The 19,067-nt window shown below is 31.5% G+C and carries 19 protein-coding genes; 10 read left to right on the top strand and 9 right to left on the bottom strand.

All coding sequences use genetic code 11. The features are described 5' to 3' along the window. Both LPB136_RS09785 and LPB136_RS09780 read right to left on the bottom strand, forming a co-directional pair. On the bottom strand, positions 1-1,086 hold the full coding sequence (locus LPB136_RS09785; RefSeq protein ID WP_072556151.1) for an acyltransferase family protein: 1,086 nt from the start codon (positions 1,084-1,086) through the stop codon (positions 1-3). Then, the gene (locus LPB136_RS09780; RefSeq protein ID WP_072556150.1) at positions 1,079-1,843 is read right to left on the bottom strand and encodes a TatD family hydrolase; all 765 of its coding nucleotides are present in this window, start codon (positions 1,841-1,843) and stop codon (positions 1,079-1,081) included. The genes LPB136_RS09785 and LPB136_RS09780 overlap by 8 nt, the downstream gene beginning before the upstream one ends. 33 nt (positions 1,844-1,876) lie before the next feature. Here LPB136_RS09780 and LPB136_RS09775 point away from each other — a divergent pair, with 33 nt between their 5' ends. Together LPB136_RS09775 and LPB136_RS09770 are read left to right on the top strand one after the other, a co-directional pair. Then, complete coding sequence (locus tag LPB136_RS09775) at positions 1,877-2,359, top strand: retropepsin-like aspartic protease (protein WP_072556149.1); 483 nt, start codon at positions 1,877-1,879, stop codon at positions 2,357-2,359. A 165-nt stretch (positions 2,360-2,524) separates the two neighbouring features. Continuing rightward, the gene (locus LPB136_RS09770; RefSeq protein ID WP_072556148.1) at positions 2,525-2,740 is read left to right on the top strand and encodes a hypothetical protein; all 216 of its coding nucleotides are present in this window, start codon (positions 2,525-2,527) and stop codon (positions 2,738-2,740) included. Here the strand turns inward: LPB136_RS09770 and LPB136_RS09765 are convergent. Continuing rightward, positions 2,737-3,924, bottom strand: a complete 1,188-nt coding sequence (locus LPB136_RS09765; protein WP_204218322.1) for a pyridoxal phosphate-dependent aminotransferase — start codon at positions 3,922-3,924, stop codon at positions 2,737-2,739. The genes LPB136_RS09770 and LPB136_RS09765 overlap by 4 nt on opposite strands. 15 nt (positions 3,925-3,939) lie before the next feature. Further along, positions 3,940-5,031 carry a fatty acid desaturase family protein gene (locus tag LPB136_RS09760; RefSeq protein ID WP_072556147.1) on the bottom strand — a complete coding sequence of 364 codons (1,092 nt, stop codon included), beginning with the start codon at positions 5,029-5,031 and terminating at the stop codon, positions 3,940-3,942. A 119-nt stretch (positions 5,032-5,150) separates the two neighbouring features. Here LPB136_RS09760 and rsmG point away from each other — a divergent pair, with 119 nt between their 5' ends. After that, positions 5,151-5,780, top strand: coding sequence for a 16S rRNA (guanine(527)-N(7))-methyltransferase RsmG (gene rsmG, locus LPB136_RS09755; RefSeq protein WP_072556146.1), 630 nt, complete (start codon positions 5,151-5,153; stop codon positions 5,778-5,780). On the opposite strand, the gene LPB136_RS09750 is transcribed toward rsmG, so the two are convergent. Both LPB136_RS09750 and pruA read right to left on the bottom strand, forming a co-directional pair. Continuing rightward, on the bottom strand, positions 5,777-7,009 hold the full coding sequence (locus LPB136_RS09750; protein ID WP_072556145.1) for a DEAD/DEAH box helicase: 1,233 nt from the start codon (positions 7,007-7,009) through the stop codon (positions 5,777-5,779). The genes rsmG and LPB136_RS09750 overlap by 4 nt on opposite strands. A 618-nt stretch (positions 7,010-7,627) precedes the next feature. Continuing rightward, positions 7,628-9,253: an L-glutamate gamma-semialdehyde dehydrogenase gene (pruA, locus tag LPB136_RS09740; RefSeq protein ID WP_072556143.1), complete on the bottom strand. Its 1,626-nt coding sequence runs from the start codon at positions 9,251-9,253 to the stop codon at positions 7,628-7,630. 82 nt (positions 9,254-9,335) lie between these two features. On the opposite strand from pruA, the gene LPB136_RS09735 reads away from it, so the two are divergent. Further along, the gene (locus tag LPB136_RS09735) at positions 9,336-10,016 is read left to right on the top strand and encodes an NRDE family protein (protein WP_072556142.1); all 681 of its coding nucleotides are present in this window, start codon (positions 9,336-9,338) and stop codon (positions 10,014-10,016) included. Here LPB136_RS09735 and LPB136_RS09730 read toward each other — a convergent pair. From LPB136_RS09730 to LPB136_RS09720, 3 genes are all read right to left on the bottom strand, one after another. After that, positions 10,013-11,155 carry a DUF3667 domain-containing protein gene (locus LPB136_RS09730; RefSeq protein WP_072556141.1) on the bottom strand — a complete coding sequence of 381 codons (1,143 nt, stop codon included), beginning with the start codon at positions 11,153-11,155 and terminating at the stop codon, positions 10,013-10,015. The two genes, LPB136_RS09735 and LPB136_RS09730, sit on opposite strands and share 4 nt — an antisense overlap. After that, positions 11,156-11,542 (bottom strand): Co2+/Mg2+ efflux protein ApaG, encoded by a 387-nt coding sequence (gene apaG / locus LPB136_RS09725; RefSeq protein ID WP_072556140.1) that lies wholly within the window; start codon positions 11,540-11,542, stop codon positions 11,156-11,158. A gap of 74 nt (positions 11,543-11,616) precedes the next feature. Next, positions 11,617-12,834: a type IX secretion system plug protein gene (locus LPB136_RS09720; RefSeq protein WP_204218320.1), complete on the bottom strand. Its 1,218-nt coding sequence runs from the start codon at positions 12,832-12,834 to the stop codon at positions 11,617-11,619. A 161-nt stretch (positions 12,835-12,995) separates the two neighbouring features. Between LPB136_RS09720 and LPB136_RS09715 the strand changes: the two genes are divergently transcribed. The 6 genes from LPB136_RS09715 to nqrF are packed head-to-tail and all read left to right on the top strand — an operon-like array spanning position 12,996 to position 19,003. Next, complete coding sequence (locus LPB136_RS09715; protein WP_072556138.1) at positions 12,996-14,342, top strand: Na(+)-translocating NADH-quinone reductase subunit A; 1,347 nt, start codon at positions 12,996-12,998, stop codon at positions 14,340-14,342. A 1-nt stretch (position 14,343) separates the two neighbouring features. Then, positions 14,344-15,549 carry an NADH:ubiquinone reductase (Na(+)-transporting) subunit B gene (locus LPB136_RS09710; protein ID WP_072556137.1) on the top strand — a complete coding sequence of 402 codons (1,206 nt, stop codon included), beginning with the start codon at positions 14,344-14,346 and terminating at the stop codon, positions 15,547-15,549. 2 nt (positions 15,550-15,551) lie between these two features. Further along, positions 15,552-16,298 (top strand): Na(+)-translocating NADH-quinone reductase subunit C, encoded by a 747-nt coding sequence (locus LPB136_RS09705; RefSeq protein ID WP_072556136.1) that lies wholly within the window; start codon positions 15,552-15,554, stop codon positions 16,296-16,298. A gap of 1 nt (position 16,299) precedes the next feature. Beyond that, positions 16,300-16,947 carry an NADH:ubiquinone reductase (Na(+)-transporting) subunit D gene (locus LPB136_RS09700; protein WP_072556135.1) on the top strand — a complete coding sequence of 216 codons (648 nt, stop codon included), beginning with the start codon at positions 16,300-16,302 and terminating at the stop codon, positions 16,945-16,947. Between the two features lie 8 nt (positions 16,948-16,955). Further along, complete coding sequence (nqrE, locus tag LPB136_RS09695; protein ID WP_072556134.1) at positions 16,956-17,696, top strand: NADH:ubiquinone reductase (Na(+)-transporting) subunit E; 741 nt, start codon at positions 16,956-16,958, stop codon at positions 17,694-17,696. Continuing rightward, positions 17,696-19,003 carry an NADH:ubiquinone reductase (Na(+)-transporting) subunit F gene (gene nqrF / locus LPB136_RS09690; protein WP_204218318.1) on the top strand — a complete coding sequence of 436 codons (1,308 nt, stop codon included), beginning with the start codon at positions 17,696-17,698 and terminating at the stop codon, positions 19,001-19,003. Before nqrE ends, nqrF begins: the two co-directional genes overlap by 1 nt. The last annotated feature ends 64 nt before the right edge of the window (positions 19,004-19,067 follow it).

Raw genomic sequence — 19,067 nt, 5'->3', positions numbered from 1 at the left:
TCAACTTTTGTAAAAATACTTTTTAAGTTTTATAAATTGGTTTTCAAATAGATAAAATGATATAATACTTACTATAATTGACAGTATTAAAGCGAATAGACTTATTGTTATATTCCTTAAAATTGCACTTTCAATTATTATAAACTTGTCTATAGTTCGGAATGTTAATTTAATAAAAATGGTGTGATGTAAGTATAAACCATAAGTGTATTTTCCTAATTTACTAAAAATAGAATTATTTGAAATAAACAGCTTATTGGTTTTTAAGATAGTAAAAACTAGTAAAATGGTAAATAAAACACCTAAAACTGTAGTTGCATACAACTCCCAATATGGAAAATTATTATTACTAATAATTACAACAGTTGCAATTGTAATTACTACAAAACTATGTTTTATAAGAGGGTTTAATTTTTCAAAATAACTAAAGATTTCTGGCTTTTTTATAATTAAATAGGCTGGAATTGCACCATATGCAAATAAATCTAAATTTGTAAAAACATCAATAAACTCTATTGAAAGATTATGGTATACAAGCCTAAAAATGTTAGCTATTATTATTGAACCAATTATTAATTTAGGAATATTTTTAATTGCTACTGTATAAAACAAAATTCCCCAAATAATATAAAAATGCTCTTCAATACAAACAGACCACATTACTCCTAAAGGAGAAACATTTGGAAATGAGTTTTGTAACATCATTTGGTAGTTTTCTAAAAATAAAATTGAAGAAAACCAATTTGGGTTATAACCTTCACTTGAATAAGAAAGGTTTAAAAAATCTAATAAATAGGGTGTTGCCCATGCAAATAGAATAAGTCCATAAAACAGCGGCCAGATTCTTAACATTCTTCTTGCAAAAAAGTTCTTTAGGTTAATTTCTTTTTGCTGTTTTTCAAACAATAAAATATAACTGATTAAAAAGCCACTCAAGACAAAAAAGAAAGAAACACCAATACCACCACTTTTTGAAAAATAGTTTAAGTACGGAATTTCTTTTAATGGACAATGTGATAAAAATACTACGAAAAAAGCGAAGAATCGTAAGGCATCAAGCGTCTCAAAATGTCTTCTTTTAGGCATTAAATATATCTTTAGAATTCTGCGTAGTAATTTTAGAAATCTCCTCGAAAGTTAAACCATAAATATCAACTAATTTATCTACAACTTGAGTTATATACGAGCTTTCGTTGCGTTTTCCTCTGTATGGAGTTGGCGCTAAATAGGGCGAATCTGTTTCTAAAACTATCTGTTTTATATCAATTTGATTCAAAAACTTATCAATCCTTCCGTTTTTAAAGGTTGCAACTCCACCAATACCTAATTTCATATTGTAGGAAATTGCTTTCTCGGCTTGTTCTAAAGTTCCTGTAAAACAATGAAAAATTCCGAATAAATCATCACTTTTTTCGGTTTCTAAAACTTCAAAAATTTCATCGAAAGCATCTCTGCAATGAATTACAATTGGCAATTTTTTCTCTTTAGCCCATTGTATTTGTGTTCTAAAAGCTTCTTGCTGTTGTGGTAAAAAGGTTTTATCCCAATACAAATCGATACCAATTTCTCCAATGGCAAAAAAGTTGCGCTTGTCAATCCATTCTTTAACTAACGCTAATTCTTCTTTGTAATTTTCTTTTACAGAAGTTGGATGCAAACCCATCATTAAAAACACATCATTTGGATATTCTTGTTCTAAAGTAAGCATACTTTCTGTGTAAGAACTGTCTATAGCTGGAATAAAAAAGCGAGAAACACCAGCTTCTTTTGCGCGTTGCATCATTGTCTTTCTATCTTCATCAAATTGTTCTGAATATAAATGTGTGTGCGTATCTGTAATCATTTTTGGCTATCTTTGTGTAACAAAAGTACTGAAATGAAAAGTCTGAAAAAAGTCTTACGAAAAAAGAAATTTATTAAAATTAAACTGAAAAAAATTGTTACCAATCATTTAGAATTGGAGGCAAAAATTAACGGTGTTAAAGGACGTTTTATTTTAGATACTGGCGCTTCTAATTCTTGCGTTGGTTTAGATTTAATTGAACATTTTAACCTGATTTCTGAAGAAAGTGAAATAAAAGCTGCTGGAGCTGGAGCAACAGGAATGGAAACTCAAAAATCTGAAAACAACACCTTAAAAATAGGAAAATGGAAAACTGATAGTTGTCATTTAGTACTGTTCGATTTAACGCATGTAAATACTGCTCTAACACAACATAATGCCAAAGAAGTTCATGGAATTATTGGTGCAGACATTCTAGAAAGTGGAAAAGCGTTAATTGACTATGATAAAAAAGCATTATTTCTTAAAAAGTTGAAGAAAAAGCGATTTAAAAAGTATTCAAAATTGAGTTTCTAAATAAAATTTTGAAATTTTTTTAATATTTTTAAGGGGGTTTGTGTAAACCATTCTTATTGATAATCGATTGATTTATAGCTTGTTTTTCAACGTATACTTGAAATATTCTTGTAACATTTTGTTTTTGATGTCGTCTAACAGATGTAATCAATTAAACTAAATAGTATGAAAACTTTATCAAACACATCAATCGAAGAAAGAGGAATTTTAACTTCCAGTTATAAACAAGAAATACGTAATAATGTACGTTCTATCCGTTCAAGATCTTTATCTGGATTTAAAAGTAATATAAAGAAATACAACGCAGCAACTTGTTGCTCTTTGGCAACAAGTTTGCAAGTGTCGTTGTTTTTTGTAGTCTTGGTCTTAATTTCTTTCTAAGACAATACTTCTTTAATTCTTTTTATAGCTTCTCTAAGTTGTAACTCAGAAGCAGCATAAGACATTCGGATACAATTTGGTGCACCAAATGCGTCTCCAGTTACCGTAGCAACGTTAGCTTCTTCTAATAATAACATAGAAAAATCTGTAGCATTTTCTACTTTCTTATTGCGGATAGTTTTTCCGAAGAATGAAGAAACATCAGGAAAAACATAAAAAGCTCCTTCAGGAACATTTATTTTAAGTCCGTCTATTTTACCAAGTAAATCTAATACAATATTTCTACGAGATTTAAACTCGTCTACCATATATTGGACTTTTTCAACGGGTGCTAAAACAGCTGTAATTGCAGCGCGTTGAGCAATACAATTTGTTCCAGATGTAATCTGACCTTGCATTTTTGTACAAGCCTTAGCAATCCATTGTGGAGCGCCAATATATCCAATTCTCCAACCTGTCATAGCAAATGCTTTTGCCAATCCGTTTACAGTAATTGTACGGTCAAACATTCCTTCAATTTTAGCAAAACTGAAAGGTTTTTCACCATAATTTATGTGTTCATAAATTTCATCAGATAAAATATAAATCTGCGGATGCTTTTTTAATACTTCAGCTAATGCTCTATATTCTGATTCAGAATAAATACTTCCACTCGGGTTATTTGGCGAGTTGAAGAAAATCATTTTTGTCTTTGGTGTAATTGCAGCTTCTAATTGTGCAGGCGTAATTTTAAAATCACTTTCAATTGAAGAAGGAATTTCTATAAAATTAGCTTCACTTAAGGTTGCAATAGCAGAATAACTTACCCAATACGGAGCGGGTAATAAAACGTCATCTCCTGGATTTAACAACACTTGTGCAATGTTTGCAATAGATTGTTTTGCTCCTGTAGAAACAACAATTTGATTTGGTTGATATTCTAAATCGTTATCTCTTTTAAATTTTGTGCAAATAGCCTCTTTCAATTCAACATAACCATCAACTGGTGTGTAAGAGTTATAGTCCTGATTAATAGCTTCAATTGCTGCGTCTTTAATAAAATCTGGAGTATTAAAGTCTGGTTCTCCTAAACTTAAGCTAATAATGTCTTTTCCTTCTGCTTTTAGTTCGCGGGCTTTTGCCGCCATTGCTAAAGTTTGAGAAGTTGGTAAATTGTTAATTCGATCAGATAATGGATGTGCCATTTTTGTAATAATAATTTATGCGGTTTGTGGTTGTTTTCCTAATGCTGCAAGATGTTTAAAGTGCTCTACAATTGCTTTTCTCATAGTTTTGTACTCATTATAAGGCAAGTTAAATTCTTTTGCTGTTTCTTTTACAATTTTAGCCAATTTGCCATAATGTACGTGAGAAATGTGTGGAAAAATATGATGTTCAACTTGATGATTTAAACCTCCTGTATAGAAGTTTACCAATCTGTTGCTAGGAGCAAAGTTAGATGTTGTATATAATTGGTGGACTGCCCAAGTGTGTTCTAAATTTCCGTCTTTATCCGGAAGTGGCATTTCTGTATTTGGAACAATATGCGCAAGTTGAAAAACAAGGCTTAAAATCATACCAGCAGTATAATGCATTACAAAAAATCCTATTAAAACTTTCCACCAAGCAACATCTAAAACTGCAATTGGTAAAACAATCCAAAATGCGTAATACACAATTTTAGAAATTACTAATTTTGTCCATTCTGTAGCTGGATTTGGAAATTTTCCGTAAGATAATTTACGTTTTAAATAACTGTGCATTTGCTTTATATCTGTTGTAATTGCCCAGTTTATAGTTAATAATCCGTATAAAAATATAGAGTAATATTTTTGAAGTTTATGAATAGGAAACCATTTAGAATGTTGCGAAAAACGAATAATTCTTCCTGCATCAATGTCTTCATCATGGTCTTTTACGTTGGTAAATGTATGGTGTAAAACGTTGTGTTGTACTTTCCAGTTATACACATTACCAGCTAAAATATAAATGCTGCTTCCCATTAATTTATTCACCCATTTTCTTTTAGAAAAAGACTCGTGATTAGCATCGTGCATAACATTCATACCGACACCAGCCATTCCAATTCCCATTAAAACAGTCAATGCTAATTTAATCCATTGAGACATGTCAATAGTTAAAATTAAAATGAATGGAACTAAGAAAATTGCAAACATTAAGATTGCTTTAGTGTATAGTTTCCAGTTTCCTGTTCGTTTTATATTATGTTCTTTAAAATATGTATTTACTCTTTTGTTTAGAGTTCTAAAGAATTTAGCTTTATCTACTCTCGAAAAGTTTATTGTTTTCATTTGTATTGTATATAATTTACAAATTTATGCTTTTTGTGGTTGCTTTATATGATAAACGTCAGTTTTTGTTGCTAATTGTTTGTTAAGTATAACTATTTTTGCAACTTATTATTTTATTTATGGAAATTATACAGAAATATTTTACAGAATTAACAGCAACTCAAATTGAGCAGTTTTCTAAATTACAAGAGTTATATGAGGACTGGAACTTGAAAATTAATGTTGTTTCTAGAAAAGATATTGATGAATTATACTTACGCCACGTTTTACATTCTTTAGGAATTGCAAAAGTGATGCAGTTTAAACCGGGTGCAAAAGTTATGGATGTTGGTACTGGAGGTGGTTTTCCTGGAGTTCCGTTAGCCATTTTATTTCCTGAAGTTCAGTTTCATTTGGTAGATTCTATTGGAAAAAAGATAAAAGTAGTAAACGAAGTTGTTGCTGGTTTAGGTTTGGAAAACGTAAAAACTACGCATGGTAGAGTAGAAGAGGTTAAAGATACGTACGACTTTATTGTAAGTAGAGCCGTTGCACAAATGGAAACTTTTGTTCGTTGGAATAAAGGTAAAATTGCTAAAAAACAAAATCACGATTTAAAAAACGGAATTTTGTATTTAAAAGGTGGCGATTTAACGGAAGAGCTAGAAAAATATACTTCTGCAACTATTTATGATTTACCAGATTTCTTTGAAGAAGATTTCTTTGAAACCAAAAAAGTGGTGCATTTAGGAATGAAGTTTAAAGCTTAATACCAGCGTTTTTTATTCTTTTTAGAATTAGCAGATTTTCTACTTTTCTTATGTTTACTGATCGTATTACTCGGTTTTTTGTTCTTTGGTTGTACTAATGGATAGGGATGATCGTCTACTTGTTTTATTGGTCTACCTAATAATTCTTCAATAAGGTTGATGTATGCATCTTCATCTGGACTACAGAATGAAAAAGCAATTCCAGATTTTCCTGCACGTCCTGTTCTACCAATTCTGTGAACATAGGTTTCAGGTACATTTGGAATATCAAAATTTAAAACAGCGTCAATTTTACTGATGTCAATTCCACGAGCAGCAACATCTGTAGCTACTAAAATATGTGTTTTTTTGTTTTTGAAGTCTTCAATTGCTTGATTACGCAATATTTGCGATTTATCTCCATGAATACTTCCAACTTTATAATCGTTTTTTAATAAGGTTTGCTCTAACTTATCTACACCAAATTTAGTACGTCTAAAAATTAATATTTTCCCGTTTATAGTGTTTCTTAATAAGTGTAAACACAAATCGGTTTTGTTTTTCTTTGGAAGACGATACAATAACTGACCTATAGTTTTTGCGGTTGTATTCTCAGGATTAATTTCTACTTTTTCAGGATTAATTAATGTTCTGTTTGCCAGTGCTACAATTTTCTCTGGCATGGTTGCAGAAAATAATAAAGTTTGCTTTTTTTGAGGACAGTAGCTTTCAATTTTTTTAACATCATTAATGAAACCCATGTCTAACATTAAATCGGCTTCATCTAAAACAAACATTTTTAGAGAACGTAAATCTACTTGCTCTTGCATGTGTAAATCGATTAGCCTACCTGGAGTTGCAATTAAAATATCTACACCTTCTTTTAAAGCTTCTTTTTGCGGATTTAAAGAAACGCCACCATAAACAGTGGTAGTTTTTAAGTCCGTAAATTTGCTGTAGTTTTTAAAATTTTCCTCTATTTGTAACGCTAATTCCCTTGTTGGACTTACTACTAAGGCTTTAATTCTCTTTTTCTTTTTTTCTGAATTTTGCCCGTCTAATAACATTTGAATAATAGGCAACGCAAATGCAGCAGTTTTACCAGAACCTGTTTGTGCAGAAACAATTACATCTTTTTTAGCCAATACTAACGGAATTGCCTTTTCTTGAACAGGTGTTGCTGTTCTGTAATTTTCTTGAGCAATTGCTCTTAAGATGGTTTCGTGTAAAGGTAAATCAGAAAACTGCATATTTATTTTTTATGCAAAGGTAACCTAAAACAAGATATTAGAAATGTAATTTTTTTGTTGGTTTTTGAAGGTTGAAAAAGAAAACTTTAATAGTTAAATTTATGAATGTTATAGAGTTTCAGAAAGTGCAACTATCCCAAATATAATAGCTGGAATTGCACTTGTAATAATCCATGATATTTTATATTTCTTAACTATTGTTATTATAAAAAGAACCACAGAAACCGCAGAAAAAAATTGAATTAAATCTCTAGCACTTGCTATATTTCCTAAAATTCTAAGATTGCTAAAAATAAAAACACTAAACAGAAAAAAGAAAATATTTAACAAAATAAGTGTCTTTAACTTGGTTATTGTCTTAAGTTGATTCAAAATATTAAGTGGTTTTTATGTTCAAAAACTCAAATTTACTGAAATAAATTTAGAAATGATTTGAAGTAAAATACTAAGATTAGCTCACAAACAAGTTTAGCCCTGATTGCAACGACATCCTTTTTTGAGGAACGAAAAAAAGATATAGTGAAAAGCAGGAAATAGCTTCAAACAAAAAAGCAACCTCAAGTGAGATTGCTTTTTAAAATTATATAGATTCTGAAACAAGTTCAGAATGACAATAGTTTACCCTAAAAAAGGATATTTATAGTCTGTTGGTGTTACAAATGTTTCTTTAATTAAACGAACAGATGTCCAACGTAATAAGTTTTGTGCAGAACCTGCTTTGTCATTTGTTCCAGATGCTCTTGCACCTCCAAATGGTTGCTGACCCACAACTGCTCCAGTTGGTTTGTCGTTAATATAGAAGTTTCCTGCAGCGTTTTCTAAAGCTTTAGAAGCTTTTTCAACAATGTATCTGTCTGTAGATAAAACGGCTCCTGTTAATGCGTATTCTGTAGATTCATCAACTAATTTTAATGAAGCTTCCCATTCTGAATCTTCGTATAAATAGATAGTCATAACTGGTCCAAATAACTCTGTTGTCATAGTTGCAAATGTTGGTGATTTTGCTAAAATCACTGTTGGTTCAATAAAGTAACCTACAGATTTATCGTAATTACCACCAATAATAACTTCGGCATCTTTGTCTGCTTTCGCAAGATCAATATATTTTGCAATTTTATCGAAAGAACCTTCGTGTATTACTGCATTTACAAAGTTAGATGGATCTGCTGGAGAGCCCATTTTTAATTCATTTGTTTGTGCAACTAAGTGTTTCTTTACATCGCTCCAAATTGAAGTAGGAATGTAAGCACGTGAAGCTGCAGAACATTTTTGGCCTTGATATTCAAATGCACCTCTTGTAATTGCTGTTGCAATTTGTAAAGGGTTTGCAGAGTTGTGTGCCCAGATAAAATCTTTTCCACCAGTTTCTCCTACAATTCTTGGGTACGTTTTGTATGTGTGAATGTTGTTACCAATTTGTTTCCATAATTCTTTAAATACAAATGTAGAACCTGTAAAGTGTAATCCAGAGAAATCTGCGTGCGATAAAACAGTGTCAGAAATCATAACTGGATCTCCGTAAACAACGTTTATTACACCGTCTGGTAAACCAGCTTCTTTAAATAAATCTACAATTACTTGTGCAGAATATGCTTGGTGATCAGATGGTTTCCAAACAACAACATTACCCATTAACGCTGCAGATGCAGGTAAATTTGCGGCAATAGATGTAAAGTTAAATGGAGAAATTGCATATACAAATCCTTCTAATGGTCTATATTCAACTCGGTTCCAAATTCCTGGTGCAGATGCTGGTTGATCTTTAAAAATATCCGTCATGTATTGTACATTAAAACGGAAGAAATCGATCATTTCACAAGCAGCATCAATTTCTGCTTGGTGTACGTTTTTAGATTGTGCAATCATTGTTGCAGCATTCATTTTTGCTCTATAAGGTCCTGCTAATAATTCTGCAGCTTTTAAGAAAATTGAAGCTCTTTCCATCCAAGAAACAGAAGACCAAGCTTCTCTTGCGGCTAATGCAGTAGAAATTGCAGTGTCTACATGAGATTTATCTGCTGTATGATATTGCCCAACAACATGTTTATGATCGTGTGGTGGAGTTATGTTTTTAGTGTTTCCTGTTCTAACTTCTTCGCCATTAATGTGCATTGGCACATCAATATTGCTGTTAAACATTGTTTTGTAGGTAGCTAATAATTCTTCTCTTTCTGGAGATCCTGGAGCATAGCCTTTTACAGGCTCGTTTACTGCTTTTGGAACGTTAAAAAATCCTCTTGCCATTTTGTATGTTGTTTGTGAATTTATATTAAATTTGAAATACAAAGTTACAATTTTTATACAACTTTAAATACCCTTTTAGTATATGTGTACAGTTACCTATCTCCCTTTGGGAAATAACAATTTTATATTGACTTCTAATAGAGATGAAAGTCCGATCCGAACAACCATTCCGCCTAAAAAATATGATGAAAATGGTGTGGAATTAACCTTTCCGAAAGATGAATTAGCTGGGGGAACTTGGATTGGTTTAAGTGAAAAAAATAGATTAGTTTGCTTACTAAATGGCGGATTTACAAAACATGAACGTAATAAATATTACAGGTTAAGTAGAGGTGTAATTGTAAAAGAAATTTTAATTTCTAATGATGCTGTAGCTTTTATAACTGATTATGATTTTGTAGATATTGAACCGTTTACCATTGTTTTGGTAGATTGGAATACAAGTTTACAAACCTTTGAATTGGTTTGGGATGGAACTCAAAAGCATTTCAAGCAACTAACACAAGAACCACATATTTGGTCTTCTTCAACTTTATATACGGAAGAAATGAAGCAATCTCGTAAAAATTGGTTTGCAGATTGGTTGAGTGAACAAGTTGATTTTCAGCAGGCGAATATTTTAGAATTTCATCAAGATGAAACAAAAGGAGATGTTGGAACTTCGCTAAAAATGAAACGACCGTTTGTAGAAACAGTGAGTGTTACTTCAGTAATAAAAGAAAATTATTTAGTAAAAATGACTTATAAAGATTTGTTGGTTTAAGATAGTGCAAACGCAATAAAAGAAATAGCAACCATACCTAAAGAAGCTAGAATTATATATGCGAAATTGGCTAACATAAATTTAAAAAATGTCTTGAAAAATCCTTGTTTATAAAACCTTTTCATTGCTATAAAAAGGTAGATAAGAAATAATCCTAAAAATAGTGGAATTGCATTTTCTGCATTGTTGGCAAAACTTATTAAATAAAAGATTGAAAAGAGTAAGAAAAATACGGTTTGTACATGAAATACAAATACTAAATGTTCTATATAAGTGAATTTTCTACGCACATAAATTATTCTTAAAAATAGCGTAAACATTGGTAGTAAAATAAACAAAGCAATAGAAGCATACGAAAGCATTTGTTTGTAGAAATTAGTACTTGTTTCACTGTCACTCATCATCTTATTCATAAAACCCGCTCTAGAATACCAAAATCTATTAGCAAATGTTTTTTCAATTTTTAAACTATCTAACGCTTGATCTGGCGAAGCGGAAGGGTTTTTTTTATGAAACAACATGTATCTTCCCATTTGATTAGAATCGCCAAAACCAAAGTTTATTCCATTATTGTTGTAGCCTAATATAGAGTCTTTTTTTTCTTCAGATATAGTGTGGTTTTCTACTAATCGAGTAAGTGAATCTTTTCTGTTTTCTTCTTTCTCTATTTGTTTAAAAACTTGGCTTTTAACAGAGTCTAAATTAACATCATTATTTTCTGCTTTTATGCCGTTTTTGTTAAAGGTAAAATTTTTCCCTTGCATTATACTCGAGCTCTTACCGCTTTTTAAATCTTGTAATCTCTGATAACTGTTAGTTAAACCAATTATTAAAAAGAATAAAATGGAAACCGTTAAATAAAAACGAAACGGATTAGAATAACGCTGTCTTTTCCCTTCAATATAATCTTTAGAAACCTTACCTGGTTTAAATAAAAGTGGAAAGATGGTTGTCCAAAACTTTGCATCCCAAGAGACAAAACCATTAAAAACTTCTTTTATAAAACTACCAAATGTAAGTTTGTTACCTTTATTTTTTTGACCACATTCTGGGCAAAAAACTTCATAACCAGAAAAAGGATAGCTACAGTTTAAACATTCAGGATCTTTAATCTCAATAAGTTTTTTACTCTTAGCCATTTAGTTGAGTTGTGGTGTAGTTGTAAGTTGAAAGGTTGGTATTGCTACTAAAAATTCATCACTATTTTCTTGGTTAATCATTTTGTAAAACCCTTTCATAGAACCTGCTGTAGATTGTAAAAAACAGTTAGATTTATAGGTGTATTCATCATTTGGTAATAATGTTGGTGTTTGTCCAATTACACCTTCTCCTTTAACAAAATCAGGGTCATTTAAAGAGTCGTAAATGTTCCAGAAGCGTTCTGTTAATTGTACAGTATCTTTAGATTTGTTTACAATAGAAATATAATAACTAAAAGCATGGTAAGTTATATCGTTACGATGGATTGTACCGTCGTAAGTAGTCTTTACAGAAATTTGAATGCCATTTGTTATTTTTGTAACCATTGAATAAAAATAATGGTTTTGTTTGAGTAGTGCAAGTTTTAAACTGGAAGATGTGTAAAGTTGTGGTAATAGTTTTACTTATTTTGATCAAAAAAACCGTTACCTACGCCAATAACTCTATGGTAAATTTCTCCAAAAGGTTTGTAGTAAACAATTACTGTATATTCATTTTCTGTCTGATAAAAAGAGCCATCAATTTCAGATAAATCTACAATTCCGTTTTCATTTATAGTTGCATAACTGTAATTGTAAAAACCTTGTTTCAAAGCAATTTCAGCTTCATAAAACTTAGCTTCTTTATTGTAGGTCATTTTGTTTTCAGTATTCAATTCAAAATTATTGAAAGCACCAAATACATAAACATCTTTGTTTTTATAAGGTTCTAAAGCTTCGAGAGCAAAATGTAACATTGCGTAATCTGCTTCAGTTTCTGGGTTTTTTCCGTCTAAAGTTCGCACAACAAATTGTCCGTTTATGTCTGGATTGTAGGTGTAAATATTTTCCGCCCTAGGTTCGTCAATATATAAATAGTTGTGGAAAATCTCTTTTTGTTCCGTCTTAGCAATATTTAAACTGGTGTTTCTAATGTATTTATTATCGAAATGTAAATATTCGTTTCCGCCCCAAAAATTAGTCTCTCTTGTGTACTTGTACAAAAGTTGATTTGGTCTTAAAAATTGAGGTTGTAAATTATTTATAGCAGTGTTCCAATTGTTGTTTTGTATAAGAGAAACACTTATCTCTTGAGAAGGATTATTTATTCGTATTCCAGGATAATTTATTGAGAATTGTATGGTTTGCTGTTCGTTTATTGTTTTAGTGTCTCTACTTCTATATACTGCAACTCCAACAGTTGTCGTATTTTCATAAAAGACAAATCTTCGTGTAAAGAGTATCTCATCATATTCATCTAAAACAGATAATAAATAATTGCCACTTTTGGTAATTAAGGTGCTTTGATTAGGAATTTGTACTGAATAATGTGAGTAGTTTTGCAATGTGTTAAATGAATTTGAAACATTAGAAATGTAATTTTGTTCAAATCCATTTATATATTGATTGGCAATTAAATTACTAGGCTCCCAATCGGGAGTCATATGTTCTATTTTGTATTGATATTCTTTACTGTCAGCGTCTAAATCATCAAAAGATAATTCTAAAACAGATCCCAAAGGAACAATTGCAGAAAACTGATTTTCGCCCAAGGGACGTAGTTGAATAGTTTTTATATTTTGGGCTTGAGTTAAGCTCAACATCAATAGAAAAAAAGAAAGGATGCAATTCTTTATCATATTTACAAATGTATCAAAATATACGCCAAACTAAAATCTATTTATTTAGAACGAATATAAATAAAGTTTTTATTTAAAGATAAGAAAGCAAATATTTACCCAAAATTTACAAAATCAGTAAATTTGCGTGTTTTTAAGATAACTAAAAGTTAAACTTGACTATGTCAAAAGACATTCGAATTAAAAAAGGCTTAGATATTAAGCTTGTCGGTGATGCAGAACAAACAACTACCAAACTTTCTTTAGGTAGTGTTTATGCAGTAAATCCCGAAGAATTTCATGGAGTTATCCCTAAGATTTTAGCAAAAGAAGGAACAGAAGTAAAAGCAGGTGAAGCACTTTTTTATGATAAAAGTGATGAACGTATTTTATTTCCAAGTCCGGTAAGTGGTAAAATTTCTGAGATAATACGTGGAGAAAGAAGAAAAGTATTAACCATCAAAATTACTGCAGATAGTAAGCAAGATTATAAGGATTTTGGAACAGCTAATGTAGACGCAATGTCTGCTGAGGAGGTTAAAAATCATTTATTTGCTTCTGGTTGTTGGCCTTTTGTTAAACAACGTCCTTATGATGTTGTTGCAAATCCAAATCAAGCACCAAAAGCAATTTTTGTTTCAGGACACGCAAGTGCGCCGTTAGCGGGAGATTTAGACTATACTTTAAAAGGTAAAGAAGCAGAGTTACAAACAGCTTTAACTGCGTTAACAAAGTTAACAACGGGTAAAGTGCATGTTGCTGTAGGTTCTTCAAATTCGCCATTAGCATCTGCTAAAGGAGTTGAAGTACACCAAGTTTCTGGACCGCATCCTGTAGGAAACGTTAGTACGCAAATTGCTAAAGTAAGTCCTATAAACAAAGGAGAAGTTGTTTGGGTTGTTAATCCGCAAGATTTAGTTGTAATAGGTGAATTATTCTTAACAGGAAAATTCAACGCAACAAGAACGGTAGCATTAACAGGTTCTAAATTTAACAAACCACATTATGTAACTGTATTAGCAGGAGCAAATATTGGTGACATTGTAAAAGGTAATTTAGATACCGATAATGAACGTATTATTAGCGGAAATGTATTAAGTGGAACGCAAGTTTCTCAAGATAATTTCTTAGGATATTACGACACTCAAATTACAGCAATTCCAGAAGGAAATGATTATGAATTATTTGGATGGAATAAGCCAATTTTTAATAAGATTTCAACTTCAAGAGCATTTACTTTTTCTTGGTTAACTCCAAAGAAAAAATATGATCTAAATACCAATACAAATGGTGAACATAGAGCATTTGTAGTAACAGGATCTTACGAAGAAGTTTTTCCTTTAGATATTTATCCAATGCAACTTTTAAAAGCTTGTATGTATAAAGATTTAGATGAAATGGAAGCTTTAGGTGCCTATGAAGTAGCGCCAGAAGATTTTGCATTGACTGAGTTTATTTGTGTATCAAAACAACCTCACCAAAAAATAATCAGAGAAGGGTTAGATTTAATGAGAGAAGAATTAGGATAATATGGGCTTAAAACAAAATTTACATAATTTAAAAGAGAAGTATAAAGGAACCAAAATGGCACCTGCATTTAATGCAATCCATACCTTTTTATACTTACCAAATGAGATCACTCATAACGGAACTCATATAAAAGCAGCTGACGATTTAAAGCGTACAATGAACATAGTAATTATGGCATTGGTACCTTGTTTAATCTTTGGTATGTTTAACGCAGGTTACCAACACAACGCAGCAATTAATGGTTTTACTGAAGGAATGTCTTTCTTTAGTGGAAACTTTTGGAACTTAGATAATTTACTTATCGGAGCAGCTAAAATTTTACCATTAGTAATTGTATCGTATGGAGTTGGTTTAATAGTAGAATTTATCTTCGCGGTAATTAAAGGACACGAAGTAGAAGAAGGATATTTAGTAACAGGAATGTTAGTTCCATTAATTGTACCAATAGATTTACCACTTTGGATGTTGGCAGTAGCCGTAATCTTTGGTGTTGTAATTGGTAAAGAAGTTTTTGGAGGAACAGGAATGAATATTTTAAATCCAGCTTTAACTATTAGAGCATTCTTATTCTTTGCATATCCAACTTGGATGTCTGGAGATAAAGTTTGGGTAGCAGACGCAAGAGAATTAACAGGAACGGCAGATGCAATTTCAGGTGAAACTATGTTAGGTAGTTTAGCTCAGAATGCACAATCAAGTTTTTCTAATTGGGATATGTTCTTCGGATTTATTCCAGGTTCGGTTGGTGAAACATCCACCTTACTAATATTACTTGGAGCGTTATTTTTAATTTTCACTAAAATTGGAAGTTGGAGAATAATGTTATCAGCAGTAATCGGAGCTTTAGTAATGGGCTTTGTATTCAACCAAGTTGTAGAAATGGGTTGGATTGGTGAAACAAGTAAGTTCTACGGATTAATGAGTTTAGATTTCTGGAAACATTTATTAATTGGAGGTTTTGCATTTGGAGCAGTGTATATGGCAACAGATCCTGTAACAGCATCGCAAACCAATAAAGGAAAATGGATTTACGGTTTCTTAATCGGTTTTATATCTATTATGATTCGTGTTTTCAATCCAGCATATCCAGAAGGAGTAATGCTTGCAATTCTATTAATGAATGTATTTGCACCAACCATTGATCATTATGTGGTTCAAGGAAATGTAAAAAAGAGATTAAAACGTGCTAAAGTTAAAACTGCCTAGTTATGAGTAAGAGAACAGATAGTAATTTATATACACTACTTTTTGCCACAGGAATGGTAATAGTAGTAGGATCATTATTAGCGTTTTTAGCATCATCGTTGAAACCAACAATTGATGAAAACAAACGTATAGAAAAACAACAGAATATTTTATACGCAATGGGTGTAAATGAAAATGATGAATCTAGCGCAATCTTTGTTTCTAAAGATAAAGTAGCTGGAGAATTTTCTAAATACATTACAAAGCAATTAGTAATTCAAGGAAATAAAACTACCGAAGACGAAAATGCGTATTTAATTGATGTTAAAAAGCAACAAACAGCAGAAAAAGAAGGGAAAGAAAGAAAGCTACCTTTGTTTATTGGAGAGAAAGATGGTAAAACATTTTACATCGCACCAATTAGAGGTAAAGGTCTTTGGGATGCAGTTTGGGCTTATGTTGGTATGGACGAAAATATGGTTATTCAAGGAGCCTATTTTGATCATAAAGGAGAAACAGCAGGTTTAGGTGCAAACATTAAACTACGTTTCTTTATGGATGATTTTATTGGAGAAAATTTAAAGAAAGATGGTAATTTCAAAGGAATTGCAATTTCAAAATCCAACAACGATCCAAAGAATATAGATAAAACAGATAACGAAGTAGATGCAATTGCCGGTGCAACAATTACTGGTGATGGAGTTTCAGCAATGATTAAGTCTGAGTTGAAAAAATATGTACCTTACTTTAAAACATTAAAAACAAATTAATATGGGACTTTTATCAAAAAAAGACGCAGCATTAATCACAGATCCATTTGCAGATAACAATCCAATTACTATTCAAGTATTAGGTATTTGTTCTGCATTAGCAATTACTGCAGAATTAAAAGCTTCTATTGTAATGGCGGTTTCAGTGCTGTTTGTAATGGGAGTAGGAAACGTTGTTATCTCTTTAATGAGAAACATTATTCCTTCAAAAATTAGAATTATTGCGCAACTTATTGTTGTTGCTACTTTAGTAATTATAGTAGATTTAGTATTAAAGGCGGTTGCTTATGATTTAAGTAAAACCTTAGGTGCTTTTATCGGACTAATTATTACAAACTGTATTATTATGGGACGTTTTGAAGCTTTCGCTTTAGCAAACGGACCTTGGCGTTCTTTCTTAGACGGAATTGGAAATGCAGTTGGTTACGGTGTAATTTTAATTTTGGTAGGATTCTTTAGAGAATTATTAGGTTCTGGTACTTTATTAGGATTTAAAGTTTTAGGAGATCCAATTGAAAAAACTGGATTATATGCTTTAGGATATGAAAATAACGGATTTATGTTATTAGCTCCAATGGCGTTAATTGTAGTTGGAATTATTATTTGGATTCAACGTAGTAGAAACGAAGCATTAATCGAAGAAAACTAAAAAATATTATGGAACATTTAGAATTATTTTTCAAGTCGATTTTTATAGACAACATGGTATTTGCCACTTTCTTAGGAATGTGTTCTTACCTTGCTGTATCTAAAAAAGTAACTACGGCTGTAGGTTTAGGAGCCGCAGTAATCTTTGTATTAATGGTAACAGTACCGTTAAACTGGTTATTAGATCAATATATATTACAACCAGGAGCTTTAAAATGGTTAGGTGCAGAATATGCAGCATACGATTTAAGTTTCCTTTCATTTATTTTATTTATTGCAACCATTGCAACAATGGTACAATTAGTAGAAATTATTGTTGAAAAATTTTCACCATCATTATACAATTCATTAGGTATTTTCTTACCATTAATTGCTGTAAACTGTGCAATTTTAGGAGGAAGTTTATTTATGCAATCTCGTGAGATACCAACTTTAGGTTTGGCATTAACGTACGGAGTTGGATCAGGAATTGGATGGTTTTTAGCAATTTTAGCTATTGCAGCAATTCGTGAAAAAATTAGATACTCTAACATTCCAGCGCCTTTAAGAGGTTTAGGAATTACGTTTATTGTTACAGGTTTAATGGCAATTGGTTTTATGAGTTTCGGTGGAATGTTAACAGGTGGAGAAGAAGAAGCAAAAGCTGAAGATAAAACAGCAATCGAAAAAACGGTTGAAGAGAAAAAAATAGAAGAAGCTACTAAAGAAGTTAAAGAAGAAGTAGCTGTTAACACTAAAGAAATTAAATAATGATAGGAGCAATTGACTTTGGAATTATTGGAGCTACAGTAGGAGCCTTTTTAGTAGTTACCTTATTATTAGTAGCGTTGTTACTTTTTGTAAAGCAAAAATTATCGCCATCTGGACCGGTAAAAATTACTATTAATGGAGAAAGAACTATTGAAGTTGCTTCAGGAGGTTCTTTATTAACCACTTTAGGTAACGAAAAAATATTTTTACCATCAGCTTGTGGTGGAGGTGGAACATGTATTCAATGTGAATGTCACGTAAACTCTGGTGGAGGTGAAGCTCTACCAACAGAAACACCTCACTTTACTCGTAAAGAATTAGCACATGGTGTTCGTTTATCTTGTCAGGTAAAAGTAAAACAAGACATGGACATTTCTATTCCAGAAGAAATTTTTGGAATTAAGAAATGGGATGCAGTTGTTGTAAGAAATTATAACGTAGCAACTTTTATTAAAGAGTTTGTTGTTGAGATTCCAGAAGATATGGGTTATAAAGCAGGTGGATATATTCAAATTGAAATTCCAGCTTGTGAAATAAACTATGCTGACATGGATATTACAGCGCATCCAGAAGAGCATGATGTAGCAGATAAGTTTGAAGCTGAGTGGAATAAATTTGGCTTAAGACCATTAGTAATGAAAAATACAGAAACTGTAGAAAGAGCATATTCTATGGCTTCTTATCCTGCTGAAGGAAGAGAGATTATGTTAAATGTACGTATTGCAACACCTCCTTTTGATAGAGTGAAAGGTGGATGGATGGATGTAAATCCAGGAATTGCTTCTTCGTACATATTCAACTTAAAGAAAGGAGATAAGTGTGTTATTTCTGGACCTTATGGAGAATTCTTTATCAATGAATCTGATGCAGAAATGTTATATGTTGGAGGTGGAGCAGGTATGGCGCCAATGCGTTCTCACTTATATCACTTATTTAGAACATTAAAAACAGGTAGAAAAGTAACTTATTGGTACGGAGGTCGTTCTAAAGCAGAATTATTTTATATCGAACACTTTAGAGCTTTAGAAAAAGATTTTCCAAACTTTAAATTTTACATTGCTTTATCTGATCCTGCAGAAGCAGATAATTGGACTACCAAAAAAGATATTAATGATGAAGCAGGAGATGGTTTTGTAGGTTTTATACATAATTGTGTAATTGATAACTACTTAAATCACCATGAATCACCAGAAGATTTAGAATTATATTTCTGTGGACCACCATTAATGAACAAAGCAGTACAAAAAATGGGAGAAGATTTTGGTCTTGCAGACGAAAATATCCGTTTTGATGACTTTGGAGGATAGACAATAACTTTTGTCATGCTGAACTTGTTTCAGTATCTTCAAAATTAAAATGTCAAGTCAAGCG

Origin of the sequence: Tenacibaculum todarodis, assembly GCF_001889045.1 — a bacterium.
GTDB classification, from domain to species: Bacteria; Bacteroidota; Bacteroidia; order Flavobacteriales; family Flavobacteriaceae; genus Polaribacter; species Polaribacter todarodis.
This window is presented reverse-complemented; position numbering and strand designations above follow the sequence as displayed.

Excerpts from the sequence above, each read along its gene's own strand:
- LPB136_RS09785 (WP_072556151.1), bottom strand. The coding sequence starts at position 1,086 with ATGCCTAAAAGAAGACATTTTGAGACGCTTGATGCCTTACGATTCTTC.
- LPB136_RS09780 (WP_072556150.1), bottom strand. The coding sequence starts at position 1,843 with ATGATTACAGATACGCACACACATTTATATTCAGAACAATTTGATGAA.
- LPB136_RS09775 (WP_072556149.1), top strand. The coding sequence starts at position 1,877 with ATGAAAAGTCTGAAAAAAGTCTTACGAAAAAAGAAATTTATTAAAATT.
- LPB136_RS09770 (WP_072556148.1), top strand. The coding sequence starts at position 2,525 with ATGAAAACTTTATCAAACACATCAATCGAAGAAAGAGGAATTTTAACT.
- LPB136_RS09765 (WP_204218322.1), bottom strand. The coding sequence starts at position 3,924 with ATGGCACATCCATTATCTGATCGAATTAACAATTTACCAACTTCTCAA.
- LPB136_RS09760 (WP_072556147.1), bottom strand. The coding sequence starts at position 5,031 with ATGAAAACAATAAACTTTTCGAGAGTAGATAAAGCTAAATTCTTTAGA.
- rsmG (WP_072556146.1), top strand. The coding sequence starts at position 5,151 with ATGGAAATTATACAGAAATATTTTACAGAATTAACAGCAACTCAAATT.
- LPB136_RS09750 (WP_072556145.1), bottom strand. The coding sequence starts at position 7,009 with ATGCAGTTTTCTGATTTACCTTTACACGAAACCATCTTAAGAGCAATT.
- pruA (WP_072556143.1), bottom strand. The coding sequence starts at position 9,253 with ATGGCAAGAGGATTTTTTAACGTTCCAAAAGCAGTAAACGAGCCTGTA.
- LPB136_RS09735 (WP_072556142.1), top strand. The coding sequence starts at position 9,336 with ATGTGTACAGTTACCTATCTCCCTTTGGGAAATAACAATTTTATATTG.
- LPB136_RS09730 (WP_072556141.1), bottom strand. The coding sequence starts at position 11,155 with ATGGCTAAGAGTAAAAAACTTATTGAGATTAAAGATCCTGAATGTTTA.
- apaG (WP_072556140.1), bottom strand. The coding sequence starts at position 11,542 with ATGGTTACAAAAATAACAAATGGCATTCAAATTTCTGTAAAGACTACT.
- LPB136_RS09720 (WP_204218320.1), bottom strand. The coding sequence starts at position 12,834 with ATGATAAAGAATTGCATCCTTTCTTTTTTTCTATTGATGTTGAGCTTA.
- LPB136_RS09715 (WP_072556138.1), top strand. The coding sequence starts at position 12,996 with ATGTCAAAAGACATTCGAATTAAAAAAGGCTTAGATATTAAGCTTGTC.
- LPB136_RS09710 (WP_072556137.1), top strand. The coding sequence starts at position 14,344 with ATGGGCTTAAAACAAAATTTACATAATTTAAAAGAGAAGTATAAAGGA.
- LPB136_RS09705 (WP_072556136.1), top strand. The coding sequence starts at position 15,552 with ATGAGTAAGAGAACAGATAGTAATTTATATACACTACTTTTTGCCACA.
- LPB136_RS09700 (WP_072556135.1), top strand. The coding sequence starts at position 16,300 with ATGGGACTTTTATCAAAAAAAGACGCAGCATTAATCACAGATCCATTT.
- nqrE (WP_072556134.1), top strand. The coding sequence starts at position 16,956 with ATGGAACATTTAGAATTATTTTTCAAGTCGATTTTTATAGACAACATG.
- nqrF (WP_204218318.1), top strand. The coding sequence starts at position 17,696 with ATGATAGGAGCAATTGACTTTGGAATTATTGGAGCTACAGTAGGAGCC.